At 33.5% G+C, this 5736-nt stretch carries 7 protein-coding genes; 3 read left to right on the top strand and 4 right to left on the bottom strand.

The genetic code is table 11. The features are described 5' to 3' along the window. Nucleotides 1-16: 16 nt before the first annotated feature. The 4 genes from F6K40_RS30880 to F6K40_RS30865 all read right to left on the bottom strand — a co-directional run bounded on the left by F6K40_RS30880 (nucleotide 17) and on the right by F6K40_RS30865 (nucleotide 2458). Entirely contained in the window at nucleotides 17-154 is a 138-nt protein-coding gene (locus F6K40_RS30880) for a hypothetical protein (RefSeq protein ID WP_293141494.1), read from the bottom strand. Nucleotides 155-164: 10 nt separating this feature from the next. Continuing rightward, nucleotides 165-302 (bottom strand): hypothetical protein, encoded by a 138-nt coding sequence (locus F6K40_RS30875; RefSeq protein ID WP_293141492.1) that lies wholly within the window; start codon nucleotides 300-302, stop codon nucleotides 165-167. A gap of 327 nt (nucleotides 303-629) precedes the next feature. Next, nucleotides 630-2192 carry a DNA phosphorothioation system sulfurtransferase DndC gene (dndC, locus tag F6K40_RS30870; RefSeq protein ID WP_293141490.1) on the bottom strand — a complete coding sequence of 521 codons (1563 nt, stop codon included), beginning with the start codon at nucleotides 2190-2192 and terminating at the stop codon, nucleotides 630-632. A gap of 107 nt (nucleotides 2193-2299) precedes the next feature. Further along, nucleotides 2300-2458: an HNH endonuclease gene (locus F6K40_RS30865; protein ID WP_293141502.1), complete on the bottom strand. Its 159-nt coding sequence runs from the start codon at nucleotides 2456-2458 to the stop codon at nucleotides 2300-2302. 845 nt (nucleotides 2459-3303) lie between these two features. Between F6K40_RS30865 and F6K40_RS30860 the strand changes: the two genes are divergently transcribed. From F6K40_RS30860 to F6K40_RS30850, 3 genes are all read left to right on the top strand, one after another. Beyond that, complete coding sequence (locus F6K40_RS30860; protein WP_293141488.1) at nucleotides 3304-4905, top strand: DGQHR domain-containing protein; 1602 nt, start codon at nucleotides 3304-3306, stop codon at nucleotides 4903-4905. Between the two features lie 287 nt (nucleotides 4906-5192). Then, a complete protein-coding gene (locus tag F6K40_RS30855) occupies nucleotides 5193-5318 on the top strand; it encodes a hypothetical protein (protein ID WP_293141486.1) in 126 nt (41 codons plus the stop codon). Between the two features lie 287 nt (nucleotides 5319-5605). Then, nucleotides 5606-5731 carry a hypothetical protein gene (locus F6K40_RS30850; protein WP_293141486.1) on the top strand — a complete coding sequence of 42 codons (126 nt, stop codon included), beginning with the start codon at nucleotides 5606-5608 and terminating at the stop codon, nucleotides 5729-5731. The last annotated feature ends 5 nt before the right edge of the window (nucleotides 5732-5736 follow it).

Below are 5736 nucleotides of genomic sequence, written 5' to 3'. Positions count from 1 at the left end.
TTTCATCAGTTTCTAGTCATTGTTGAATTTTTACGGTAGGAGGTAAGTCTGACAAATATAATTTTCTTGTCAAGGTAGAGAGAATTTTTGCCTTTGAATCTGACTCGGAAAAATTGAGGTTTTCCCAAGATGAATTTGCTAGAGAAAGTTTCATCAGTTTCTAGTCATTGTTGAATTTTTCGGGTAGGAGGTAAGTCTGACAAAGATAATTTTCTTGTCAACCAACACAGAATTTTTAGCTTTGACTCTGACTCGGAAAAATCGAGATTTTCCAGAGATGAATTTCCTAGAGAAAGTTTCATCAGTTTCTAGTCATTGTTGAATTTTCCAGAGAAAGTTTCATCAGTTTCTAGTCATTGTTGAATTTTTCGGGTAGAGGGTAAGTCTGACAAATAGAATTTTATTGTCAACCAACAGAGAATTTTTGCCTTTGACTCTGTACTCGGAAAAATCGAGGTTTTCCCAAGATGAATTTTCCAGAGAAAGTTTCATCAGTTTCTAGTCATTGTTGAATTTTTCGGGTAGGAGGTAAGTCTGACAAAGATAATTTTCTTGTCAACCAACACAGAATTTTTAGCTTTGACTCTGACTGGGAAAAAGAGATGTTTACTAGACAAGAAAATTATTTATTACTCTTCCTCTATATCGGGCGAACTTTGACGAGAAAACTTTATACTTGCCCAACTTAACTGTTTCATTTTCTCTGAAACTTTGCCTTGCTCGACAGCTTCTTTTAAATCTCTTTTATTATGAGCATTTTGAATAGCTTCTTCCTTAGAACGAGAACTTGTTTCAAAACATTGTTCAAGACTTTCGTAAATCTTATATCGGTGAGACTTAATATAATATTGCCGTTCTGTATCTAACAGTTTTGCCATAAGTTCAAGGTGCATCTCATCCTCATTACATATCTCTTCTAATACTGACCATTCATCACTACCTAAAAGACTTATTCCTGCACCAGGGCGACAATCTAAAAATTTCTCTCCTGTTACTTCTTCATATATACGAGGCAAACTATCATCAAACTCGTGTTTTTCCTCTAACCAAATACGTCTAATTTCACTCAGTTCTTCCAGAGAAATTAGAGTAATATCTCGCATATTTTCTGGAGCAGTTTCACGAATTTTTGTTTGAGCTTCTAACAGTTTTCTTAGTAAAGTATCTCGCCATTGTTTTTTGTACGGACCAGGTATTGGTTCTACAGAAACTTCACCATTTATATTCCTTTCAAATAGTTGAACCGTACCCCAAATTCGCCGAAAATCTCTTTTATCTCTGTCGGAAATATCTAGTTCCCGACGCAAATCTATCAGAGGTTGTAACCATTCTTTTTCTTCATCATTTTGAATCATTGCTGACATAGATTTATCACTATCCACTAAAGTGCAAACCCAACATCCAAAACGAGAACTTCCACAACTAGGAGTAGAGGTATCAACTACTAACGGACATTCATTATCTTCCGTTGCACCTCGGTACATTGCTAGTAAATCTTTATTACTATTTCCCCAAGGATTTTCCCATTGCATTAAATATAGCCAAACTTCATCAGTTCGCCAGTCTTCAATAGGGGAATAAATTAAAGAATTAAGTAAATTAGCATTAGGACTAAGTCTTTCCCGAACTCGTTTTTCTTCTAATTTTTTCATTGTTCTGGCGCGGTTAATACTTTCATCTTTACGAGTACCTAAAACCAGGATAACTTCTCCATTAGTTCGTACAGTATTACGAATAAAAAGATTAGATGGTTCAATTTTTAAACGTCCGGTACACCATCTAAATTTCAGGCGTGGTGCGGGATAACCTTTGCCAATTAAACCTACCCAATATGTGTATTGAATATCTGGTTGTAGAAGGTGAGTTTCTATTGGAATTTTATTTTCTTGAGCAACTCTCTCAATGTTTTTTAGAGATTCTTTAACCCAAGCAGAAACATAAGGATTTTCTACTCGTGTATCAGTTGTAATCACATAGATTTTTTTAGTTCTTTTTTTGACTGGTAAAGCAGCAATCGCATTCCATATAAGTTGCAAAACTGCGGTACTATCTTTTCCTCCAGAATATCCAACAATCAAGGGAATTTCATCAAGGCAATATAATTCTTGAATTTCTGTAGTTAGCTTTTCTATCTCTTTGATTAGTTCAGCAGTTGTCCGCTCTGGAAATAAAGATTTTTGTATAGCTTTCATATTTATAGATATCCTCAAATTTAGTCAAGTTAATTTTCTATGATTATGATATAAATACATTCTGAAGATGCCATTTTAAGGCTTCTCTTCTAGGAAAATATTTTTTTTCACGCTAGCAACCAAAGCTGATTATCATTAAATTCTTTCATGGGTTTAGAATTTGGCGATTCTTCTTGAAAGTTATTGGAAACAATAATTTTATAATCATCAGATATACTAAATAAAACTTTATCAAATGCCCAATGATGATTTTTACAAAGTGATATGCCGTTATCTATGTTGCAATTAGTACATCTATTAATTCTTTTCTATAATTTTGGTCTGGCAATAATTCAAAAAGTTCTGGGTCTAAACTGGCATACTAAACTACCTCTTTCAATTTTTTAAGGGAACTTGGAACTCTCTTTAGAGAATTATTTTTAGACTCAATATGCCCAAATCCTTTGCTCTGTAGATAGAAAAAAGGAAGGTGTAAATTATCTTTGCCTTCATAAGTACCAGCAGATAAAATATCCCAATGTTTATTAAAGGTACTCTTTAGTTACTCAGATACAGTAATCTGATTATTATTGATTAAACCTTGTGTAATTCAATCAATTATAGACAAAAGTAAAATGGGTTTATATTCTGGTTTTAAACCCAGCCTATTACTTGTCTTCAGTTTGGTTAAATGTTTACAGTAGTATGCTAATTTTTTTTCCTTTTCCTTATTTAATTCTTTATTTTTACTCATTTATAACATTAGACAAAACATCTATATTGTCAGAATTTATTTGTCATAAACCAGCAGATTAACTAAATATATCTGCCAGATTAAATCTAAAATAACTACCAAAATTAAATTTACCATAACCATTCTAATTCCTCCTTTTTAAAATTACAAAATTAACTGTTTATTACTGAATGTTTATTATTTTGATGCTCAAAAAGACTTCAATATTCATCCCTCATATTCCATTGGTTAGTATTGACATAATAAATAGTATATGATACAAAATAACCTACAATTAATAATCATACCAACACAAAAATTTTTAAAAACATTTGTTCACAAAAATTTATATACTTATTAATTTTCAAAAAAAATTAAAAATACTTCCCAGAATCAGCCATGAAAAAGACCAATAAACCCACATCAGAAATAGCAAAAGAAATTTTAGAAAACGATAATCGAGAAAGAGAAGCGATCGCTATCCTATTAGACAAACATATAGGTAAAGACGATAGATTATTAGTACAAAAAACCATGATGGGAAATACAGAAGCTTACATCGGTTCCGTCACCCTAGAATGGTTAGATAGTCGGGTACGTTTTGCCTCCCAACTACCATTATTTCGGCAAAAATTTGACATGGAAACCGACAATATAATTCGGGATGGAGAAACAATAGACGAAATTCAACAACGACCTCTAGACTGGTCTCGTCAAGCTCCATTAACTCTATATTTAGCAACCAGAAAATCCCATAAATTTCCCGCAGTATTAGTAGTAATTAGCCCCAGTTGGGTAGATAACCCGAAAGCAGAAGAATGGAATAAAAATGGTGAAGCAAATAAATCTGCCACTGATTTTTTACCATTAGATTCAGAAGGAAAAGTCGGATTATTAGACCTACGTTTAGAAGTAGCAGTATTTGCCTTAGACGGTCAACATAGACTCATGGGAATTCAAGGATTAATGGAATTAATAAAAACTGGTAGATTGCCAAGATATAACAAACAAAAGAAACCAGTAGGTGCAGCAATTACTATTGATGATTTAAGCGAAATTAATCATCTTGAATTACCAGAAATACAAAAATTAGCCTACGAACAAATAGGTATAGAATTTATTCCAGCAGTAGTAAAAGGGGAGACAAGGGCACAAGCACGACGAAGAGTAAGATCAGTTTTTGCTCATGTAAATTTGACGGCAGTCAAATTAAGTAAAGGGCAATTAGCATTATTAAATGAGGATGATGGATTTGCTATTGTGGCGAGAAAAATAGCAATTTATCATTCTATTTTAAAGGATAAAGATGATAGAAATCCAAGGATAAATTGGGATAGTGCAACTGTGGCAGCTAAGTCTACTGTTTTAACAACCCTGCAAGCATTACAAGAAATATCTGAAAGATATTTAAAACCTAATTATCCCTATTGGAAACCTTCAGATAGAGGTTTAATTCCTATGCGACCTGAAGAAGAAGAATTAGAAAAAGGGGTGGAAGAATTTATGGAATTTTGGGATTATTTAGCTAATTTGCCTAGTTATTCGAGATTAGAAAATAGTGCCGAAACTCCAGAATTAAGAAGATTTAGTTTTGAGACAAAACCGGGAGAAGGTCATGTTTTATTCCGCCCTGTCGGACAAATTGCTTTTGCTGAAGCTATGGGAATTTTAATATATAAAAAAGGCTTTTCTTTAAGGGAGGTTTTTCAGAAATTAAATAAGTATGATGTGGATGGTGGTTTGAGTGGAATAGAATTTCCTGACTCAATTTGGTATGGGGTTTTATATGATTTTAATCGGAAGCGAATGTCGGTAGCTGGTAGAGATTTAGCAATGAGATTGTTTATCTATATATTAGGTGGAGTTTCTGACAAAATGGAGCGGGCAGAAATTCGTCGGGAGTTGGCGGAAGCGAGGCGAGTTGGGGAGAATCGAGCTGTAGATTTTCAGGGTAATTTTGTTGAATTAAGAAAGGTAGGATTGCCGGAAATTTTGTCTTGAAGTTGGGATTGATAGAAGCTAACTTTTGTATTTTTACCAATCGGAATGTCATCTAAAAAAATCTGCTTATTGCTTGGATTGTAAAAATCATCAAATCAAAAGTTTCAAAGTAGATTTATCTAAAATTTATTTGACATTTTCTGGCTGAAAAGTCACATCTACTCTTGACTCAATCTGCTATGGGGTTTTATATGATTTTAATCGGAAGTGAATGTCGGTAGCTGGTAGAGATTTAGCAATGAGATTGTTTATCTATATATTATATATTAGGTGGAGTTTCTGACAAAATGGAGCGGGCAGAAATTCGTCGGGAATTGGCGGAAGCAAGGCAAGTTGGGGAGGATCGAGCTGTAGATTTTCAAGATAAGTTTGTTGAATTAAGAAAGGTAGGTTTGCCGGAAATTTTGTCTTGAAGTTGGGATTGATAGAAGCTAACTTTTGTATTTTTACCAATCGGAATGTCATCTAAAAAAATCTGCTTATTGCTTGGATTGTAAAAATCATCAAATCAAAAGTTTCAAAGTAGATTTATCTAAAATTTATTTGACATTTTCTGGCTGAAAAGTCACATCTACTCTTGACTCAATCTGCTATGGGGTTTTATATGATTTTAATCGGAAGTGAATGTCGGTAGCTGGTAGAGATTTAGCAATGAGATTGTTTATCTATATATTATATATTAGGTGGAGTTTCTGACAAAATGGAGCGGGCAGAAATTCGTCGGGAATTGGCGGAAGCAAGGCAAGTTGGGGAGGATCGAGCTGTAGATTTTCAAGATAAGTTTGTTGAATTAAGAAAGGTAGGTTTGCCGGAAATTTTGTCTTGAAGTTG

This window comes from Okeania sp. SIO3I5 (genome assembly GCF_010672085.1).
In the GTDB taxonomy this organism is placed as follows: Bacteria; Cyanobacteriota; Cyanobacteriia; order Cyanobacteriales; family Microcoleaceae; genus Trichodesmium.
Note: the sequence above shows the minus strand (reverse complement) of the source record. Positions and strands in the feature narration are given on the sequence as shown.

Excerpts from the sequence above, each read along its gene's own strand:
- F6K40_RS30880 (WP_293141494.1), bottom strand. The coding sequence starts at position 154 with ATGAAACTTTCTCTAGCAAATTCATCTTGGGAAAACCTCAATTTTTCC.
- F6K40_RS30855 (WP_293141486.1), top strand. The coding sequence starts at position 5,193 with ATGGAGCGGGCAGAAATTCGTCGGGAATTGGCGGAAGCAAGGCAAGTT.
- F6K40_RS30860 (WP_293141488.1), top strand. The coding sequence starts at position 3,304 with ATGAAAAAGACCAATAAACCCACATCAGAAATAGCAAAAGAAATTTTA.
- dndC (WP_293141490.1), bottom strand. The coding sequence starts at position 2,192 with ATGAAAGCTATACAAAAATCTTTATTTCCAGAGCGGACAACTGCTGAA.
- F6K40_RS30850 (WP_293141486.1), top strand. The coding sequence starts at position 5,606 with ATGGAGCGGGCAGAAATTCGTCGGGAATTGGCGGAAGCAAGGCAAGTT.
- F6K40_RS30875 (WP_293141492.1), bottom strand. The coding sequence starts at position 302 with ATGAAACTTTCTCTAGGAAATTCATCTCTGGAAAATCTCGATTTTTCC.